The sequence below is a fragment of the Frigoribacterium sp. Leaf44 genome, from assembly GCF_001421865.1.
Lineage (GTDB): Bacteria > Actinomycetota > Actinomycetes > Actinomycetales > Microbacteriaceae > Frigoribacterium.
The window spans coordinates 169,003-186,713 of the sequence record NZ_LMLG01000006.1 but is presented as its reverse complement, the minus strand read 5'-3'; the positions used below and the strand labels follow the sequence as shown (position 1 = coordinate 186,713).

Here is a 17,711-nt window from a genome sequence, read left to right as displayed (position 1 = left end):
CGATGAACCACGAAGCTTCGTGGTTCATCGCACGGAACGGGGTTCGTGGGTTGCCTGGGCTGGGCTGGGCTGGCTGGGAGGGCTGAGCTGGGCTGGGTGGGCGGGGCGAGTCAAGACAGGGCGGGGACGGGGAGGCGCGGGGCGGCTGGGGCGGGCACCGCGCCTCCTCGGGGGACGTCCTGTGTCGCGATGCACCCGGTTTCGAACGATGCACCGCGTTGCAACCGGGTGTTCGGTTCGAAACCGGGTTCTTCGGCACTCGGGGCTCGCGTTGACAGGAGGAGGTGGCTCGTCTACTGTCGTGGAATCGGTTCCATGGAATCGATTCCACGCAGCGGACACGCCCTGCGACCCGCACCACTACGACGAGGTAGAGCCCGATGAACACCGTGACGATCAGGGACGTGGCGCAGCGCGCCGGCGTCTCGGCCGCGACGGCATCGCGTGTGCTGTCGGGCAACCCGGCCACCTCCGCCGAGTCGCGGGCCCAGGTCGAACGAGCCGTGCGCGAGCTCGACTTCCGCCCGAACGCCCAGGCCAGGGCGCTGCGCTCGACCCGCTCCGACACGGTCGGCCTGCTCGTCTCGGACGTCCGCAACCCGTTCTTCGCCGACCTCGCCCACACCATCGAGCAGTCGCTGCTCGAGCTCGGCTACGTCACCCTCCTCGGCAACGCCAACGAGAACCGCGAGCAGCAGGACCGCTACCTCGACACCCTCATCTCGCGCCGCGTCGACGGCGTCATCGTCGCCCCGCAGGGCACCGACTCCGCCAGCATCGACTCGCTGCTCGCCCGCGAGGTGCCGACGGTCTTCGTCGACCGCACGATCCCCGGCGTCGACGTGCCGAGCGTGACGACCGACAGCGTCCCCGGCATCCGAGCCGCCGTGCAGCACCTCGTCGACCTCGGCCACGAGCGCGTCGGCTACGTCGCGGGCCCGCAGAGCGTGTCCACCGGGCGCGAGCGACTCGAGGCGTGGACCGCCGCGGCCACCGAGCTGGGCCTCAGCACCGACCCCGACCTGGTCTACGTCGGCGACTTCCAGTCCGCCAGCGGGTCGGCCGCCGTGCACGCCCTGTTCGAGCTCGACGAGCCGCCGACGGCCCTGCTCGCCGCCGACAGCCTCATGGCCGTCGGAGCCATCGCCATGCTCAACCGGCTCGGCATGCGCATGGGCACCGACGTCTCGGTCATCGCGTTCGACGACATCGAGTGGTTCTCGCTGCTCGACCCGGCCCTGACCGTCATCGCGCACAGCGTCGAGGAGATGGGCCGCATCGCCGTCCAGCTGCTGCACGAGGTCATCGACGGGCGCACTCCCGACTCGGTCGTGCTGCCCAGCGAACTGATCGTGCGCGAGTCGACGACCCGCGCCTCCGGCCGGACCGCAGGAGGCGCGGGTCGCGGATCCGCGAGCGGCACCTCGGCGACGCGCGGGTCCACCGCGACCCGCGCCTCCTCGACCTCGACGGACCCGGCACACCCCACCCCACCCCGACCCCTCGGCAGGAACTGACCCATGCCCCACTCGATCGACGACGATCGCCCCCTGCTCACGCTCGAGAACGTCAGCAAGTCGTTCGGCCCCGTGCGGGTCATCGACGACGTCACCGTGCACGTCCGGCCCGGCCGCGTGCAGGTGCTGCTCGGCGAGAACGGCGCCGGCAAGTCCACCCTGATCAAGATGATGTCGGGCGTGTACCAGCCCGACGCCGGCCGTGTGCTGGTCGACGGCGAGGCCGTCCACCTGCCCAACACGCACGCCGCCGAGAAGCTCGGCATCGCGACGATCCACCAAGAGCTCAACCTCGTCGCGTCGCTCAGCGTCGCCGAGAACGTGATGATGGGGCGGTTCCCGACCCGGTTCGGCCTGGTCGACCGTCGCGAGCTGAAGAAGCGCGCCCGCGCGGCCCTCGACCTGATCGGGCTCGACGTCGACGTCGACCAGAAGGTCGGCGAGCTCGGCATCGCCCGTCAGCAGCTGGTCGAGATCGCGAAGGCGCTGAGCATCGACGCGCGCATCCTGATCCTCGACGAGCCGACCGCGGCGCTGACCCGGCACGAGACCGAGATCCTCTTCCGCGTCGTCGAGCAGCTGCGCGCCCGCGGCGTCGGCATGCTGTTCATCAGCCACCACCTGGACGAGATCGCCGAGATCGGCGACACCGTGGCCGTGCTGCGTGACGGTGCGTTCGTCGCCGAGGTGCCCGCGTCGACCGGCGAGGACGAACTCGTCCGCCTGATGGTCGGCCGCGACATCGAGCACCAGTACCCGCGTACGCCGGGCAGCGAGGGCGACTCCCCCGTCGTGCTCGAGGTCCGCGGACTGACCGGGTCGGTCTTCCGCGACGTCTCGTTCGACGTGCGGGCAGGCGAGGTGCTCGGCATCGCCGGGCTCGTCGGCGCCGGTCGCACCGAGGTCGTCCGCGCGATCGCCGGGGTCGACAAGTACGACTCGGGCAGCGTGACCGTGCGCGGCAAGCGATTGAAGAAGGGCGACGTCGCCGGGGCCATCGCCGCGGGCGTCGGCCACGTTCCCGAGGACAGGAAGGCGCAGGGGCTCGTGCTGGGCGCCTCCGTCAACGACAACCTCGGCTACGCGACGCTCGCCAGCAGCGCGAAGGGCGGCCTGGTCGACTTCGCCGGTCAGCGTGCGAAGGCCGACGAGGTCGCCTCGACCCTGCGGATCCGCATGCGCGACATCGACCAGGAGATCGGCTCGCTGTCGGGCGGCAACCAGCAGAAGGCCGTGTTCGGCCGCTGGATCATCGCCGGCTCGACGGTGCTGCTGCTCGACGAGCCGACCCGCGGCGTCGACGTCGGCGCGAAGGTCGAGATCTACGAGCTGGTGAACCGCATCACCGACGCAGGAGGCGCGGTCGTGATGGTCAGCAGCGAACTGCCCGAGGTGATGGGCATGAGCGATCGCATCCTCGTGATGCGCGACGGAGTCGTCGCCGGCGAGGTCGCCGCGGCCGACGCCACCCAGGACACCCTGATGACGCTCGCGGCACGCGACGTCCCCCCGACGAACTGACCCGAGAAGCACGGACCCGAGGACGACACCCATGACCACCACCACCGTGAAGGCGCAGCGACGCTCCTTCGACATCAAGACCTTCCTGGCCGCCAACGGAGCCCTCGTCGGGCTCGTCGTGCTGTGCCTGGCCCTCTTCATCGCGACGCCGGACTTCCTGACCGGGCGCAACCTGCTGAACATCGGCATCCAGGTGTCGACCGTCGCCGTGCTGGCGTTCGGCATGACCTTCGTCATCGTCGCGGGCGGCATCGACCTCTCGGTCGGCTCGGTCGCCGCGCTGTCGGCGATGGTCTCGGGCTGGTTCTTCGCCACGGCGGGGCTACCCGGCGGCCTGGCGCTCGCCCTCGGGCTCGGCACCGGCCTCGTGGCCGGCCTGGTCAACGGGTTCGCCAGCGCGTACGGCAAGCTGCCGTCGTTCATCGCCACGCTCGCCATGCTCAGCGTGGCGCGCGGCCTGACCCTCGTCGTGTCGGACGGTCGCCCGATCGCGACTCCCCCGGCCGTGTCGTTCCTCGGGGGCAACATCGGCCCGGTGCCCGTGCCGATCATCGTGCTCGTACTGGCCGCGATCGTCGCGTCGTTCATCCTCAACCGCACCGTCATCGGCCGCTCGATGTACGCCGTCGGCGGCAACGCCGAGGCCGCTCGCCTCTCGGGCCTGCCGGTCAAGCGCATCGTCGTCACCGTTTTCGGCCTGGCCGGGCTGTTCGCGGCCCTCGCCGGTCTCCTGCTCGCCGGACGCCTCGACTCGGCCCAGCCGCAGGCGGCCTCGGGCTACGAACTCGACGCCATCGCCGCGGTCGTCATCGGCGGCGCCAGCCTGGCCGGCGGCGTCGGCCGCATCTCGGGCACCATCATCGGCGCCCTCGTGCTCGTCGTCATCCGCAACGGCCTCAACCTGCTGAACGTCACCTCGTTCTGGCAGCAGGTCGTCATCGGCCTCGTCATCGCCCTCGCCGTGGGCGTCGACGTGCTGCGGCGCAAGACGCGCAGCAGCTGAATCCCTCCACCCAACCCAACCCGAAGGACACACGATGAAGTTGACCTCGTTCCGCAAGGCCGCCACCGTCACGGCGATCGCCGCCCTGGTCGCGACCGGCACCGCCGGCTGCAACCGCACCCCCGCCGGAGAGGCGGACCGCCCCACGGTGGTCCTGTCGCTCAGCACCCTGAACAACCCGTTCTTCGTCGAGCTGCGCGACGGCGCCACCGCCGAGGCGAAGAAGCAGAACGTCGACCTCGAGATCGTCGACGCCCAGAACGACTCGGCCACCCAGGCCAACCAGCTGGCGACCGCGGCCTCGACCGCCGACGCCGTCATCCTGAACGCCGTCGACAGCGACGCCGCGGGCCCCGCCGCCAAGGCGCTCAACGAGGCCGACGTGCCGATCGTCGCCGTCGACCGCGCGGTCAACGGTGCCGACGTCGCCTCGTTCGTCGCGAGCGACAACGTCGCCGGTGGCGAGCAGGCCGCCAAGGCCCTCGCCGAGGCGATCGGCGAGAAGGGCGAGGTCATCGTGCTCCAGGGCGTCGCGGGCACCTCGGCCAGCCGCGACCGCGGTGAGGGCTTCACCAAGGGCATCTCGGCCTACCCCGACATCACCGTCGTCGCGCAGCAGACCGCGAACTTCGACCGCGCCACCGCGCTCGACGTGACCACCAACCTGCTGCAGGCGCACCCGAACGCCGTGGGCGTCTTCGCCGAGAACGACGAGATGGGCCTCGGAGCGATCCAGGCGCTCGGCTCGCGCGCCGGCACCGACGTCCAGGTGGCAGCGTTCGACGGCACCGAGGACGGCCTCAAGGCCATCGAGGCCGGTACGCTCTCGAGCACGATCGCGCAGCAGCCCGCCGAGCTCGGCGCCCTCGCGGTCGACCAGGCCGTCAAGGCCGTCAACGGTGGAAGCGGCGACGAGGGCCCCTCGGACCAGGCCGTCGAGGTCATCACCGTCACGAAGGAGAACGTGGGTGACTTCACCGAATGAGTGGTCCTGATGTGAGCGGTCCAGGCGTCGTCGGGACTGCAGGAGGCGCGGGTGCGGTCGGCGCGGACGGTCCGGTTCCGGCCGGTTCGGCCGGCACGGTCGTCGTGGTCGGGTCGATCAACGTCGACCAGGTCGTGACCGTCGGCCGCCTGCCCCTGCCCGGCGAGACGCTGATCGGCTCGTCGATGACCCTCTCCCCCGGCGGCAAGGGCGCGAACCAGGCCGTGGCCGCCGCACGGCGCGGCGCCCGCACCGTGATGATCGGTGCGGTCGGCGACGACGGTCGTGCCGACGACGCCCTGCCCCACCTCCGCTCGAGCGGTGTCGACGTCAGCGGCGTCGACACCGTCCCCGGGCCCACCGGCCTGGCGGTCGTCAGCGTCGGAGGCGACAGCGAGAACACGATCGTCGTCGTCCCCGGGGCGAACGGTGCCGTCTCGGCGTCGTTCGTCGGCGGGCACGCGGGCGCGCTGGCCGAGGCCGCGGTGGTCGTCCTGCAGGGAGAGATCCCCGTGGACGGCATCGCCGCCGCCGTGCAGCACGCCGGAGGGCGCGTGGTGTTCAACCTCGCCCCGGTGATCGACGTGCCGGCGGACGTGGTGAAGGCCGCGGATCCGTTGGTCGTCAACGAGCACGAGGGTCGGCTGCTGCTGGCCGCGTGGGGCGTTTCAGCCGGGGCTCCGGCTGCTGGCGCGGCGTCGGACGAGGAGGTGCGGGTCGACGACGAGTCGGTCGTCGCCTCCCTGCGCGCCCAGGGAGTCACGTCGGTCGTGATGACCCGCGGTGCCGCCGGGGCGATCGTCTCCGATGCGTCGGGCACCGTGCTGGTGGCCTCGCCTCGCGTCGCGGCCGTCGACTCTTCCGGAGCCGGAGACGCCTTCGTCGGCGCCCTCGCCGCCGGACTGGCCGCTGGTGCGTCGCTCCTCGAGGCCGCTCGGGACGCCGTGCGCGTCGGGGCGTTCTCGGTGACGGGCGTCGGCACGCAGGCGTCGTACCCGACGCTGGATGACGAGCTGCCTGCGGCGGCTGCCGCCCCGACGGAGGGGTCGGCGGATGCCGACCCAGCGGACGGAGTGACCTCGTGAAGCGCGGTGGCCTGCTCAACGCCCAGCTGAACCACGCGGTGAGCGGACTCGGCCACGGCGACCTCGTGGTCGTCGCCGACTGCGGACTCCCCCTGCCTGCCGGAGTCCCCGTGGTCGACCTCGCCGTCGTCCACGGCCTGCCGGCCTTCGCCGACGTGCTGGACGCCCTCACCACCGACGTGGTCTTCGAGGCCTGCACGGCCGCGGACGAGAGCCACGACTCCCCCGCGGGTGCGCAGATCACGTCCCGGTTCGACGACGTCGCCTACGTCTCGCACGACGAGCTCAAGCGGCTGTCGGGTGGAGCGCGCCTCCTCGTCCGGACGGGCGAGGCGACCCCGTACGCCAACGTCGTGCTGCGCTGCGGCGTCCCCTTCTGAGGCACCTGCTCCCCCTCGAACCTCGTTTCCGAAGACGAACCCCGATCCCTGGTGGTTCTTCTTCGGAAACGGGGTTCTTCGGCTTGCGGGCCGACCCGCGCGTGGTGCGACCTCCCGGCCGCCCTCTCACCGGCCGTGATCGAGCCCAGGAGGCGCGGCGCCGGTCCCCGATACCGTCCTGACCAGGCTCTTCGCAGGCCCCCCTTCGGGGGTTACGGGAAGCTGAACGCAGGCTGCGTCGGTATCGGTCGAATGGGCCGAAAGTCAAATCCCTTGTGCACAGGCAGAAGTCAAATCGGATGTCTCAACCCCCGGTTTAGACAATTTTCTCCACACGACTGTGGAATCGAGAAACACCTGATCAAAGCCGGGTAATCGAACTGAAGTATCTCGTTGTCCACAGCGTGATCCACAGTTCTCCCCAGGGTTGTCCGGCGTTGCTCACCTGTTCTCCCCAGAGTTATCCACAGGTGCATTTGCTGTGGAGAACTCGGTGTCCATAAGGTGTACCCGCGCTCGTCAGGGGTGGGTCACGGCGGTTCGGCAGGGGGATGTCGGGGGTCTGTCGTAGAACTGCCCCAAGCGTCTTCGGTGCTGCCCCGCACCCACCCGATTTCTCGTTGGAGGACCCATGTCGATCGCCCATCTCGGTCTCGCTCCCGATGCGTCGAACGCCCGCGATCGCGACCGTGGTGGCCCCGTCAACATGGACCGCGTCCCGCCGCACGACCTGCTCGCCGAGCAGAGCGCGCTCGGCGGCATGCTGCTCAGCAAGGACGCCGTGGCCGACGTCATCGAGACGGTCCGCGGCATGGACTTCTACGTGCCCAAGCACGAGGTCATCTACGACGCGATCCTGGGGCTGTACTCGCACGGCGAGCCCACCGACGTCATCACGGTCAGCGATGAGCTGATGAAGTCCGCCGACCTGTCGCGGGCCGGGGGAGCGGAGTACCTCCACACCCTCACCGGCGTCGTGCCCACCGCGGCGAACGCGGGCTACTACGCGTCGATCGTCGCCGAGAAGGCGGTGCTGCGCCGTCTGGTCGAGGCCGGCACGCGCATCGTGCAGATGGGGTACGCGAGCGAGGGCGAGGTCGTCGACCTGGTCAACAACGCGCAGGCCGAGGTCTACAACGTGGCCGGTGGGGTGCAGACCGAGGACTACGTGCCGCTGAACGAGGCGGTGACGGTCGCGATCGACGAGATCGAGGCGGCCAAGGGTCGCGACGGTCAGATGACGGGCGTGCCGACGGGGTTCGCGCAGCTCGACGCGCTGACGAACGGGTTCCACCCGGGTCAGCTGATCATCGTGGCGGCGCGACCGGCGCTCGGTAAGTCGACGTTGGCCCTCGACCTGGCGCGGGCGGCGTCGATCAAGCACGGGCAGGCGTCGGTGTTCTTCTCGCTCGAGATGGGGCGCAGCGAGATCGCGATGCGTCTGATGTCGGCCGAGTCGAGCGTGCCGCTCCAGAACATGCGCAAAGGAACGGTCGACGCGCGGGACTGGACGAACATCGCGCAGGTGCGCGGCCGGATCAACGACGCGCCGCTCTTCATCGACGACTCGCCCAACATGACGTTGGTCGAGATCCGGGCGAAGTGCCGCCGGCTGAAGCAGCAGCACAACCTCAAGCTCGTGGTGATCGACTACCTGCAGCTGATGACGTCGGGCAAGCGGGTCGAGAGCCGTCAGCAAGAGGTGTCGGAGTTCTCGCGTGCCCTGAAGCTGATGGCGAAAGAGCTGCAGGTGCCGGTGATCGCGCTGTCGCAGCTGAACCGTGGTCCCGAGCAGCGTGCCGACAAGAAGCCCGCGATCAGCGACCTGCGAGAGTCCGGTTCACTCGAGCAGGACGCCGACATGGTCATCCTGCTGCACCGCGAGTCCGCCTACGAGAAAGACAACCCCCGCCAGGGCGAGGCCGACTTCATCGTCGCCAAGCACCGCAACGGCCCCACTGACACCATCACCGTGGCGTTCCACGGCATGTTCTCGCGCTTCGTGGACATGCCCAGCTAGCGAACCGCCTCACTGTGGTTTCCAAAACTAAGTGTCGTGTTCCACGCTTTCGTGTCGTGAGTCCTAGGTATTCACACGCGAATCTGCCACCCCTGAACTTTTTCGGCCGAATGCGAGGTAGGGGCCCTTCGTGACAAGGACCAGTTGGTAGATCTTGGCTTACGAGGAGCGGGGATTGGCTCAGATGAGGGGCACTGGTGACGTCAATGGCGCCTAGGTCGAAGGTCCGTCACGGCTGCCTTTTGGTGCTGCCGACGGAGTGAAGTGGCTATGCGAGCAGACCATTCTGATGTTCTTGGTAATGGCGGAGTTAGAGACACTCGGGCATCTGGCAGGGCGGTTCCCACCGTGGTGGCATTCCGAGTCATGTTCTCTGATTGATGCGGACTGGGCGAACCGCTCTGTTTGTGTCGTCTGCGAGTTAGTTTGTCGACATGCTGCCTAGATCGTCGCCTTTGACAAAGAGCGACAATCTAATCTGCAATTAAGCGAGCAGAATCTCGAATCTGCGATGTCCAATCGAGGGTCGCCTAGTGCGACGAGCTGCGGCGCATCAGCTCCGCGGGGAGCTACGACTGGAACGGCGGCAGCATCGAGTCGAGCCCCGGGGCTAGACCGTCCCCCGCCATACCTCCAGCTCCGGCGAGCTGCGCTCAATCAGCGCGCGGATATCCGCCTCATGCTGCACCGCCCAGGCTAGGGCAGCGGCAGCCACGGCCGGCGGCCGCCGTTGTCGCGGCAGTGCGCGTGGACGTCGTACATTGAGCGGCCCATCGAGCTGCGGGTTGTGACGTGCCCGAGAGGTGACGCCGGCTGTTGCTGCACGAGCCACAGCCCATGCGCACCCGGGAGCATCGGGCACGCATGCGGGTGCTGCTCCTGCCGCTTCGCGAGCATGCTCCGCATTGTCTTTCCTGACCCCCGCACACCCACAGGCGCAGGGGAGATCCAGCCACCGACACGGACAGCTACAGCAGCGCCTCGAGTACAGCAGCGCCTCAAGCAACCGCGACCGCAACCGCGACAGGGCCAGATCGGCCCGGTCGCCGTCGCCGGCCTGGCGCATGACGCTCGCCCCGTCGATTCAGGCCGCCAATTCGGCCGCGCTCATGGCAGGGCTGAGCCCGTCGCCAGGACAGGTTTCTATGCTCATAGGTGGCGGGGGCTTGCCGGGAACCGACATATGCACCGCCCGAAAACAGGCCCGTCCAAGTCCCCGGAGGAATTTGGACGGGCCTCTTCTTTCCGCCTACGTGCTCTGTGGCTACCGAGGCGTTGGCGTGGTTTCGGGGGTGAGCTCGTCGTTCAGGAGTGCGTCGGGGACCGCCTCCCCTCGTTTCTCGTCGCTGTAGACCATCAGCGTTGATCCCACGAGGGCCAGGACGATGGCCACTGCGCCGAAGGGCGAGGGCAGGGTCTGGTAGATGATCAGGGACACGACGATCGTGAGCACGGGGGCCAGGGCATTCGTCGTGGGCGCCACGATGGACGCCTTGCCGCGGCTGAGGGCCATGACGAGGAAGAGCGCTCCGATGGCGTTCAGCAGCTGGGTCACTGCGGTGAGCGCCGGTGCCTGCCAGGGGACGTCGAGCGGGAGCCCGCCCATGGCGAGGACGGCGAAGGGGACTAGTACAAGTCCGCTGATTGCCATCCAGCCGAAGGTGGTGCCGTCGTTCACGCCGATCGTGGCCGCCTTGCGCATGAAGAAGGCCTGCACACCCCAAGCGATGCTCACGAAGATCGCGATTAGCAGCCACGGGCCAGCCGTTGCCTCACCGGAAGAGCCGGCGACGCTGAACAGGACGATGGCTGCGAGGGCGGCGAAGAGGCCGATGATGGCGACTTTTCGCAGTCTTTCGCGGAGGAAGATCACAGCCATGAGCACGGTGATCGCCGGGGAGACGGAGATGATCGGGAAGATGAGGTACGCGGGACCGGTGGAGAGGGCGTTGAACAGCAGCAGCTGTCCTCCTGCGCCTGTCAGGCCGATCAGTAGGCCGTACATGGCGGCTTTGGGTCGGCGGTCGAACTTCTGGCCTCGAAGAGCGAACACGGCCGGGATGATCATGGTGAACGCCCAGATGACGTAGATCATCTCGTCCGGGTATCCGTAGAGGTTGATGGGAAGGGAAGAGAGGGCGCCCCACACTCCCCAGAAGAGCACTAGGAGTGCTGCGTAGAAGATCCAGCTGCGGGTTCTGTTCACAATGACCTCATCTTTGACATCGAGTTGCGGGGTGGGGTAGGGGTGTCGTTTAGTGCGTGCGGAGGCGCTGCAGAGCAACGTCGGAGAGGGGGGTGCCGGCCTTTTTCGCGGCGTAGAGGGCGCCTCCGACTCCGGGGCCGAACATGGGTTCGTGCAACTCGTACGGGGCTGGCAGGGCGGTGAGGGCGTCAGCGAAGCCGTCACGGATGATCGCGGTCGTGAACATGCCGCCCGAGTAGGAGACAGGCACGGTGTCGTTGCCGAAGCCGAGTTGAAGCCGGGTGGTTTCGACGATCTCGACGAGTTCGTTGCAGGCGTTGACGAGGATCTGGATGGCGACGGTGTCGCCCTGCAGGGCAGCTTCGACGACGGTTTTGGAGAGGTCGCCGATGTTGACGCGGAGGCCCTTCCACTGGTTCACGACGACGTCGATCAGATCGAGATCGTTGGTGATCCCGACGCGTGTCTTGATGATGTTGTAGAGAGGTCCGCGGGGGAGGCGCCCGTCGCTCATGCGGCTGAAGGCGTTGAGGCCTTGTTCGGCGATCCAGTAGCCCGAACCTTCGTCACCGAAGAGTTCGCTCCAGCCGCCGACTCGGTGGTTACGGCCTTGGTATTCGCCGTAGGTCATGGAGCCGGTGCCGCTGATGACGTTGATGCCGTCTCGGGCGCCGAGTGAACCGGCCCAGCCGCAGACCATGTCGTTGTCGCTGGTGAAGCGGTCGTGTCCGAGGACTTCGCCTGGAATTGTGTCGAGTTGGTCGATGTCGGCACTGACTTCGCCGTAGCCGGGCAGTCCGAAGAAGGCTTGGTCGATCTGTCCGGTGGTGACGCCCGCTTGGGATGTGACGCCGCTGATCCCGGTGGCCAGGATGCGGCTGACGAGTTCGATGCCGTCGTTGAAGTAGTAGCAGCTGGCCGTCGTCGTCTCAGACACGATCCGGCCGGTGTCGTCGAGGAGGACGAAGTTGGTCTTGGACCCGCCTCCGTCGACTCCGAGGAACAGAGCCATCGTCACCGACCGCCGTTCGTGTGCTCGTCGTCCGAGGGAGCCAAGGGGTGGATCGTGACTCCCTTGACGACGCGGTTGACGGTCCCGTTCGGGAACGGGTTGTCGGGAGTGAGCCCGAGTGCGACGGAGAACGAGAGACCGAGCAGCTGCGCGATGACGATGTAGGCGACGGCGAGGAACGCATCGTTCACCCCCGTCAGCTCAGCGAGGACCCAGTTCCGGCCGTCCTCGTCGGGCATCGGCTCGGAGGAGATGGCGATGACGTGATCTGCCCCGAGGGTGGAACGAATCTCCGTGACGATGTCCTGGTCGTATCGACGGGTGTAGGTGTCGGAGGACATGTAGACCAGCGTCAGAGTCCTGTCGTTGAGGACGGCCTTCGGGCCGTGGCGGAATCCGAGAGCCGAGTCGTAGTAGGTGACGATCCGGCCGGCTGTCAGCTCGAGCAGTTTCAGGGCGGATTCGCGTGCCAGACCCGTGAGGGGGCCGCTGCCGAGGTAGATGACTCGCTCGTACGAGGCGCCGGCGAGCTGTCGGAGCTCGTCCTGACGGTGGGTCACGATGTTCTCGACGGTGCGTGCCAGTGCGGTCACGGCGCGGTCGTCGTCTCCGCCGAAGATCAGCAGGGTGGAAAGCAGCATTGAGGTGAAGCTCGAGGTCATGGCGAAGCCCTCGTCGTTCGCCCTCGTGGGCATCAGGACGATCTTCGACTTCGGGTCGTCCTGGTGCTGCCTGTAGAGGCTGCCCGCTTGGTCGCAGGTGATGATGAGGTGGTGCACGTCGGTGAGGACGTCGTCTGCCAAGACTGTCGCGGCCGTGCTTTCCGGGCTGTTGCCGGATCGTGCGTAGGACACCAGGAGGGTGGGAAGGTCCTCTCCCAGGTACTGGTGCGGGTTGGAGACGATGTCTGTAGTCGCGACGGAGTCGACCCGTCGTCCAAGGAGCTTCGTGAGCGCCGGCGCGGCGGTGTCCCCGACGAACGCGGATGTTCCTGCCCCGGTGAGGATGATGCGCAGCTGCGGGTTGGCCAGCAGTGGCGTGAGGAAGGCGTCGAGGTCGGGACGCTGGCCGGTGATCTTTTGTGCTGCTTCAAGCCAGACATCAGGCTGCCGTGAGATCTCGCGAGCGGTGGCCGAGGCGTGGATCGGGGTGATCGTGTCAGACATGAAGTGCTCCAGTGGGGGTGAGAGAGACATCGCTGTTCTCGGCCGGGAAGCAGGCCTGGGAGTACGGGCGAAGGGAGTCGCGGATCGCGTCCAGAATGAGGTCGCGGGGGTGCGGGCGGAGCTTGCCGGCGCGAACGCGGGCGTACTGGTCAGGCATGTACTGACTGATGAGCGGCAGAGGGATCTCGAGGTGCGACAGGTTGTCGTACAGTCGCGATTCGGCAGCTACAACGTCTTCGTCTGGCCAGTAGTAGCGCAAGCGGTCGCTGTAGCTGAAGCGGCGAGCGATGCGTTGCTGCTCCGGTGTGCCCTCGTAGTAACCCTCCCAGTAGCCGGGCTTCTCAAGCATCCGGCGTTCCAGCACCTCGATCAGGTTTGAACGGTCTGCAGCAGGCACAAGCTCGTCCTCGATGTTGGCGAGGGCGAACAAGCCCTGACGCATCGCGAAGGTCAGGCCTGGTCCGACCTTGAGAATCGCCCAGTGGTCCTCGACCAGCTCGGTCAGGCGCGCGGTCTCCTGGTAGTCAGTGGAATGCGCCTCGAAGACCAGCCCCGGTTCATTGTCAAGGACCCTGCGAAGATCCACCGTGCCGGCACGGTGGTAGTCGATGACTCGCAGGTGATCGAACTCGACGGCAGGCTGCACGACGAGAGCGATGATGCGGGGCCAGATGTTGTCGAGAGCGACGTCGGCGAATGCTTGGCGGTGTCGCTCGAGAGTGGCCCGAGCGGCGTCAGGAGATGTGGGAACCAGATCGCCAAGAGTCTCGTGAGCGCCACCAGGCACGGGTACCTCTGTGCCGATGACGTAGAGGATGTCGTCCGCTCGCCCTGACGCCTGGGCTGCGTCCTCGGCGACGCGAAGAAGCCGAGCAGTGCGCTCAGCGACCAGGTCGTCACCAAGAGGTGCGGGATCGCCTGCGCATGACATGCTGCAGTCGAGGTGGATTTTGGTGTAGCCGGCTTCGACGTAGGCGCGGACGAGGCCCTCGGCATTGAGCATGGCTTCTTCTGCGTCGAGCTTCTGCCAGCGGTTCGGCCCCAGATGGTCACCGCCCAAGACAAGACGGTCACGAGCGAAGCCCAGATCGTCAGCGAGGGCGAACACGAGTTCGCGGAAGTCGACGGGACGCATGCCGGTGTACCCACCGAACTGATCGACCTGGTTGGACGTGGCTTCGATTAGAAGATACGAATCATCCTCCAGAGCCTGCAGGATCGACGCTTCAAGAACGGCTGGGTGGGCCGAACACACCGCGTAAATTCCTACTGCCTTACCCGCCTTGTGTTCGCGGATGGTGTTCCACAAGTGATTGACCACGGTGCTCCTTACTGACATCGCGCGGGGCGCCTTGGGGCGCCGCCGGCAGATTCGCTAAAAACGGTTTGCGTTGCTGACGACCGGCAGAGCTGGTCGATGTTCATCGGCCGACTCGGCGACGAGGCGGCAAATTCGAGTAACGGTCCGGGAGATGGCGTCGCGCCCGTCCGCGATGTAGATGCGCGGGTCGTGGACGTCTGACTCATCTAAGAGTCGTTGGCGTACAGCGTCGGTGAACGCCACGTTCAGGGCTGTCCCGACGTTGATCTTTCGGATGCCTGCTGACACGGCTGCTCGTAGGGTCGTGTCCGAGACACCGGATGACCCGTGAAGGACCAGGGGGACACCCACGGCCTCTTCCAAGCGGCCGATGAGGTCGACGTCGATGGAGGCGCTGGCGGACGTCATGGCGTGAGAACTGCCAACGGCCACGGCAAGCGCATCGATGGAGGTGCCCGCGACGTACTCGCGAGCTTCGCCAGGATCGGTGCGAACCAAGGGGGAATGAGCCCCGTTCTTACCCCCGATCTCGCCCAGCTCGCCCTCGACCCAGAGCCCGTGACTGTGCGCCCGCTGGGCCGCATCCAGAGTCAGCTCGATGTTCGACAGGTACGGGTGGTGGGCGGCGTCGATCATGATGGAACTGACACCGAGACCGGCCGCTTCGGCAATACCTTGCGAGATGAGTGCCGAGTCCTGAAAGTGGTCCAGGTGCAGCGAGATCGGCGCCGAAGAGGACGACGCAATGCTGGCGCAGGCCAAAAGCAGAGGCCGCATATTCCTCTTGTGAAAACCGATTGCGTTCTCGCTCACCTGCAGGATCGCTCCGGAGCCGGCTTGCTCGACGCCTTCCACGATGGCCTCGACATGCTCCAGCGTGACGGCGTTGAAGCTCGCGATCGCGCTATGACGAGTGATCGCGCCTTCGATTAGTCCACGGGTGGTGACGAGTGCCATAGGCAGATACTGCGATTAAGTGAGCGAAGTAATCAATCTGCGGGGCATAATCCGATTGAAGTGATCATTTTTGTTGATCGGTTGACGAGTAAGGAGTGACAGTCGTGAGCAAGCAGTACCTGGACCAGTCATCACCGAGGGCTGTTTCTAGCAAGCGAAGCGAGCGGATGCGGCGGATCCTGTCCCTCCTGCACGAGCACACCAGTCGGAGCCTCGGGGACCTCGCGCGAGACCTCAGCGTGTCCGAGGCAACACTTCGTCGCGATCTCGCCGAATTGGATGAGCAGGGCCAGCTCGTGCGGACCCATGGGGGAGCCCGGGAGAGGAACTCTCAACCAGAGATCCCCGTCCGGCTCCGCAATACGAGCTACAAGCGAGAGAAGCAGTACATCGCGCGACGAACCGTGGACCTCATTCCGACGGGCCCTTATGCGCTGGCTCTCAGCGGTGGCACTACGACGGCCGAAGTCGCTCGCGGGCTTCGGCACCGAGCGGGCCTGACGATTGTCACAAATTCTTTGACGATCGCCATGGAGTGCGCCACCTGGCCACGACTCAAAGTGATCATGACCGGGGGGGTAGTCCGCCAGAGCTCCTTCGAAGCAGTCGGATCCCTCTCGGAGGGTGCCTTTCGTGGCATCAATGTCGGAACCTGCATCTTGGGGACAGATGGCATCAGCGCTACCGGAGGCGTCACCACTCACGACGAGACGGAGGCCCGGACGAACCACGCCATGGTGGAGAACGCGGGTCGAGTCATCGTCGTGGCGGATGGCTCCAAGATCGGTCGAGCGACCCTGGCCAAGATGGCCGACATCTCCGAGGTCGACGATCTCGTGACGGACTCGTCCGCCGACCCTGAAGCGCTCAAGCTAATCGCTGGCGCAGGAGTTGAGGTGCACGTGGTGGAGCTGGCCATTTCCCTGGTCGATGAGCCGTAAAGTCACTCAATCGGCGCCCCAGGAGTCGCGAGCCAAAATTGATCGGTTCCGGCCTGGTCCCGGTGTGAGGTCAGATCGGAGTGCCGCAACCCCGGATCGGTCCGAAACACAGTTCTGAACTGGTCCGCGCTTCCGGGACAGCCGCCTAAGCGTTGTCCGATAGACGGTCGCTTATCGAGGCGGTGCGAAGGCCGTTTCTTCTTCCTGAGGGAAGGTCGCTGCTGCACCCCGCAGTGGTGCCAGGGCTGAGGGGTGTATCTGTTTTGTGCCGGAGGTGTGGGTGCGGACGGTGTGGCCGCCCCACCAGGTGCGGAATTGCTCGCTTCGGGTGGCGAGGTCGCCGACGAGGGCGGCGAGGGCTCGATCTTCCAAGTCGTGTCCGGCGAGCAAACGCAGGGAGGACACTGCACCACGCGCGCTGACGTCCCAATCGGAGTGGAACTTCTGCGATCGAGGATCGAGGAACAGGTAGCGGTAGTGGTTCAGCGGCGCCCCGTGCTCTGGAAAGAGTTCTGGGAACAGGGCGCGTCCGAGCGCATTAGAGGCCACCGGGTCACCGAGTCGATCGAAGGCGAGTGCGGGGACGTCCCGCATGGTGTCTAGGAGCTGCCCGATCCGGGGTGACACCCTTGTCACGGGTTTCTTGCGTGGTGCCCGGGTGGGTCCGGCGGCGTGGGCGAGGTCGATGAGGTGCGTCGTCTCGGCCTCGTCGAGGTGGAGGGCGCGCACGAGTGCATAGAGGACGCTCTCGGATACTCCGCGGAGGTCGCCACGTTCCATACGGGTGTAGTACGCGGTGCTCACGCCGGTGAGTTGCGCAACTTCCTCTCGGCGCAGGCCCGGGACGCGGCTTTCTCCGCCGTACAGGGTGACCCCTGCTCTTTCAGGAGTGATGCGCCCGCGGAGCGCGGTGAGGAATTCCTGAACTTCGAGCCTCGGGTCCATGCTCCTGACGCTAGACCCGGCGGGCGGAAACCGGGAGTCACCAGCATTCGCCCTCAGCGGGCGGGTCGGCTAGCAGGAGTGGGAGTGACTGCTGGTGACTCCCGCGGTTCCGCAATGGCTACCTAGCGTGGACTCATGACCACTTCGAAATTCACCCTGAACAACGGCATCGAGATCCCGGCCATTGGCCTTGGGGTATTCCAGACTTTACCGGACGAGACGGTCGCGGCCGTCGTGTCCGCCCTTCGAACTGGCTATCGACACATCGACACAGCGGCCGCGTACGGCAGCGAGCGCGAAGTCGGCCAGGGAATTCGTGACTCTAGTGTGCTGCGGAAGGACGTCTTCATCGAGTCGAAGGTGTGGATCAGCGACTTCGGCTACGGGGAGACTTTGCATGCGTTCGAGAAGAGCGCCGGCAAGCTAGGCGTGGACACGATCGATCTGTTGATCCTCCACAGCCCCCTTCCTTCAGACTTTGAGAAGACGGTCGGCGCGTACAAAGCGCTTGAGGATCTGCTCGCGAAGCGGAAGGTTCGAGCGATCGGCGTGAGCAACTTCATTATCGAACATCTCACCCGCCTGCTCGAGCAGACCGACATCGTGCCGGCTGTGAACCAGATCGAGCTGCACCCCTACTTCCAGCAGAAGG

Annotated in this window: 15 protein-coding genes; 9 read left to right on the top strand and 6 right to left on the bottom strand. The window is 66.6% G+C overall.

The features are described 5' to 3' along the window. The first annotated feature begins 380 nt into the window (after positions 1-380). The 7 genes from ASE87_RS09320 (at position 381) to dnaB (ending at position 8,511) form a co-directional block, all read left to right on the top strand. Positions 381-1,517, top strand: coding sequence for a LacI family DNA-binding transcriptional regulator (locus ASE87_RS09320; RefSeq protein WP_082452529.1), 1,137 nt, complete (start codon positions 381-383; stop codon positions 1,515-1,517). Positions 1,518-1,520: 3 nt separating this feature from the next. Next, positions 1,521-3,038, top strand: coding sequence for a sugar ABC transporter ATP-binding protein (locus tag ASE87_RS09315; protein WP_056227978.1), 1,518 nt, complete (start codon positions 1,521-1,523; stop codon positions 3,036-3,038). Positions 3,039-3,069: 31 nt separating this feature from the next. Continuing rightward, positions 3,070-4,041, top strand: coding sequence for an ABC transporter permease (locus ASE87_RS09310; RefSeq protein ID WP_043595333.1), 972 nt, complete (start codon positions 3,070-3,072; stop codon positions 4,039-4,041). A gap of 34 nt (positions 4,042-4,075) precedes the next feature. Then, positions 4,076-5,026 (top strand): substrate-binding domain-containing protein, encoded by a 951-nt coding sequence (locus ASE87_RS09305; protein WP_043595335.1) that lies wholly within the window; start codon positions 4,076-4,078, stop codon positions 5,024-5,026. Positions 5,027-5,037: 11 nt separating this feature from the next. Beyond that, positions 5,038-6,111, top strand: a complete 1,074-nt coding sequence (locus tag ASE87_RS09300; RefSeq protein WP_369814003.1) for a ribokinase — start codon at positions 5,038-5,040, stop codon at positions 6,109-6,111. Continuing rightward, entirely contained in the window at positions 6,108-6,491 is a 384-nt protein-coding gene (rbsD, locus tag ASE87_RS09295; RefSeq protein WP_056227974.1) for a D-ribose pyranase, read from the top strand. The genes ASE87_RS09300 and rbsD overlap by 4 nt, the downstream gene beginning before the upstream one ends. Before the next feature lie 631 nt (positions 6,492-7,122). Next, positions 7,123-8,511, top strand: coding sequence for a replicative DNA helicase (gene dnaB / locus ASE87_RS09290; protein WP_043595340.1), 1,389 nt, complete (start codon positions 7,123-7,125; stop codon positions 8,509-8,511). Between the two features lie 1,264 nt (positions 8,512-9,775). On the opposite strand, the gene ASE87_RS09280 is transcribed toward dnaB, so the two are convergent. From ASE87_RS09280 to ASE87_RS09260, 5 genes are read right to left on the bottom strand one after another with little or no spacing between them, the layout of a single operon-like run. After that, positions 9,776-10,717 (bottom strand): DMT family transporter, encoded by a 942-nt coding sequence (locus ASE87_RS09280; protein WP_200925465.1) that lies wholly within the window; start codon positions 10,715-10,717, stop codon positions 9,776-9,778. Between the two features lie 49 nt (positions 10,718-10,766). After that, complete coding sequence (locus ASE87_RS09275; protein ID WP_157489896.1) at positions 10,767-11,729, bottom strand: N-acetylglucosamine kinase; 963 nt, start codon at positions 11,727-11,729, stop codon at positions 10,767-10,769. 2 nt (positions 11,730-11,731) lie between these two features. Beyond that, a complete protein-coding gene (locus ASE87_RS09270; protein ID WP_056058199.1) occupies positions 11,732-12,895 on the bottom strand; it encodes an SIS domain-containing protein in 1,164 nt (387 codons plus the stop codon). Continuing rightward, positions 12,888-14,216 (bottom strand): D-tagatose-bisphosphate aldolase, class II, non-catalytic subunit, encoded by a 1,329-nt coding sequence (locus tag ASE87_RS09265; protein WP_056227970.1) that lies wholly within the window; start codon positions 14,214-14,216, stop codon positions 12,888-12,890. The genes ASE87_RS09270 and ASE87_RS09265 overlap by 8 nt, the downstream gene beginning before the upstream one ends. A gap of 54 nt (positions 14,217-14,270) precedes the next feature. Next, complete coding sequence (locus ASE87_RS09260; RefSeq protein ID WP_056227966.1) at positions 14,271-15,173, bottom strand: class II fructose-bisphosphate aldolase; 903 nt, start codon at positions 15,171-15,173, stop codon at positions 14,271-14,273. Positions 15,174-15,277: 104 nt separating this feature from the next. Here ASE87_RS09260 and ASE87_RS09255 point away from each other — a divergent pair, with 104 nt between their 5' ends. Continuing rightward, the gene (locus ASE87_RS09255; RefSeq protein WP_235472262.1) at positions 15,278-16,114 is read left to right on the top strand and encodes a DeoR/GlpR family DNA-binding transcription regulator; all 837 of its coding nucleotides are present in this window, start codon (positions 15,278-15,280) and stop codon (positions 16,112-16,114) included. Positions 16,115-16,285: 171 nt separating this feature from the next. Here ASE87_RS09255 and ASE87_RS15800 read toward each other — a convergent pair whose 3' ends face one another. Continuing rightward, the gene (locus ASE87_RS15800; RefSeq protein ID WP_082452526.1) at positions 16,286-17,059 is read right to left on the bottom strand and encodes a helix-turn-helix transcriptional regulator; all 774 of its coding nucleotides are present in this window, start codon (positions 17,057-17,059) and stop codon (positions 16,286-16,288) included. Between the two features lie 135 nt (positions 17,060-17,194). Here ASE87_RS15800 and ASE87_RS16720 point away from each other — a divergent pair. Continuing rightward, the coding region (locus ASE87_RS16720) for an aldo/keto reductase (RefSeq protein WP_235472261.1) at positions 17,195-17,711 on the top strand (517 nt) is incomplete at its 3' end.